Here is a 1,664-nt window from a genome sequence, read left to right as displayed (position 1 = left end):
CACCATCGACAATGGGAATATTATCTTCACCTATGGACTCAACAGTCACGAATATGGAAGTACCTCATATATTCTTGAATTCTATGTCGATAACATGCTCTATCACACCGAAACATTTGAGATGAGAGGTGGCGAGACCTTCGAAGGCAAAGCAGTAGTCGCACTGCCTCCTGATCCCAGTTATCCGTTTAAGGTGAAAATGGATTTAAAGGCCGACACCGGCAGCATGGAAAGCGTGCATTTTTGGGTCAGTGAGCTGTCTGTTTAGAGATTGCCTAGTTCTGGCAATTCAAGGAGAGGGATATCGACGTAAATACATTCAAGGGTTTTCTTCTACATTTTCTTCCATCTACTAGGATTAAATCGTATCTTTCAGAAAAATGGAACTCCTATCATGAAGCCCACGAGATAGAACCATCCGTCTGGCAACGATGAAGAGGCGCTTGGAACGGTCACGACCTCATTATGCCTATCGCATTAATATATCGGCGGTTAAAATATTTGAGATATATAGTCTGGAATAGTGTTCCGTGGAACACAGGAAACATCAACTTCACCAGGAAATTTTCGATTGCGATCAACCTGTACGTGGTGAGTTGAAGTCATCTCAACAATCCCCAAGGTTATATGAAGGAACTATCTTTTCTGAAACGGATATTTGTATAGTATAAACCCCCTTCTTTTACACCAGCGCGAGACACCACCATTGTTTACAGCACAAATGATCAGCTTTGATTAGATAATGTCATATATGAGATGGTGGAGAGAATAAATCCTGCCTCTCACCTCCATTGTGAAGGACTGCTTGAAATATCCAGCTTTTTCGACTGTAACCTTGTAATTACCACGCGACAATTCCGCCTGTACGATGCCATCTGCATCCGTCTCGAACGGAATGGGGAAACCTTCAATGGTAACTAAGGCATTATCGACGGGCTGACCGTCTTCTCCCCTGACTGCTATTGACACCATATTTTCAATTATGTATTCCGGCATGTCAACGATCAGCTCCTTCCTCGGGATATCCGGTTCTATGGTAATTGTCCGGGTTTCTTGCGGAGCGAGATCTACAGATGCATATATGGTGACGGTATTGCCCGACTCGCGTATATTCGCAACTTTGCCACCTCTGACCAGATACTCCCCATCTTCGAGTTGTGGCATGACGACTCTAAAGGACACTCCGGAGATGGATTCAGGGTTTCTGTTCGTAACGTTAATTGATGCACTACTTAGCTCCCTCCATGTATTGTATGAGACCTTCTGGAGTCTCCGGTAATGATCTGCAATGACTTCCGGCGTGGTTGTCGTCATTCCACTTTTCTGAGCATAATCAAAGAGACTATTAAACATCGCTGCATATTCAGGATTTTCAACATCTGTTGTCCTGAATACGAACAGAGCCATGTCGTTGTTCTTTGCAACGCTATCGATTACAGCCCTCCAACTCGAAAATAGATCCTCTGGATCTTTACCAGACAGTGATGTGCTCTGTGGATTTGACACTGGGAGCAATACAAGATCTGTTGCCTTACCATGATAATACGCCATCTGGGGATGCCGGTAGCCCTCATCCCAGAGAACACCAAGATATGGAGCACTGATTGTATCGGTGACTAAATAGGATACGTCTTTATCGGCATGCAATTTGATTGCCGCTAAAT

General features: G+C 44.1%; 2 protein-coding genes. One reads left to right on the top strand and one right to left on the bottom strand.

Going from position 1 to position 1,664, the window contains the following annotated elements:
- The coding region (locus tag QCH34_RS12215) for a hypothetical protein (protein WP_300334540.1) at positions 1–268 on the top strand (268 nt) is incomplete at its 5' end.
- Positions 269–735: 467 nt separating this feature from the next.
- On the opposite strand, the gene QCH34_RS12210 is transcribed toward QCH34_RS12215, so the two are convergent.
- On the bottom strand, positions 736–1,664 hold a 929-nt coding region (locus QCH34_RS12210; protein WP_300334538.1), incomplete at its 5' end, for a carboxypeptidase-like regulatory domain-containing protein.

The sequence above is a fragment of the Methanocalculus sp. genome, from assembly GCF_029762515.1.
Lineage (GTDB): Archaea > Halobacteriota > Methanomicrobia > Methanomicrobiales > Methanocorpusculaceae > Methanocalculus.
Note: the sequence above shows the minus strand (reverse complement) of the source record. Positions and strands in the feature narration are given on the sequence as shown.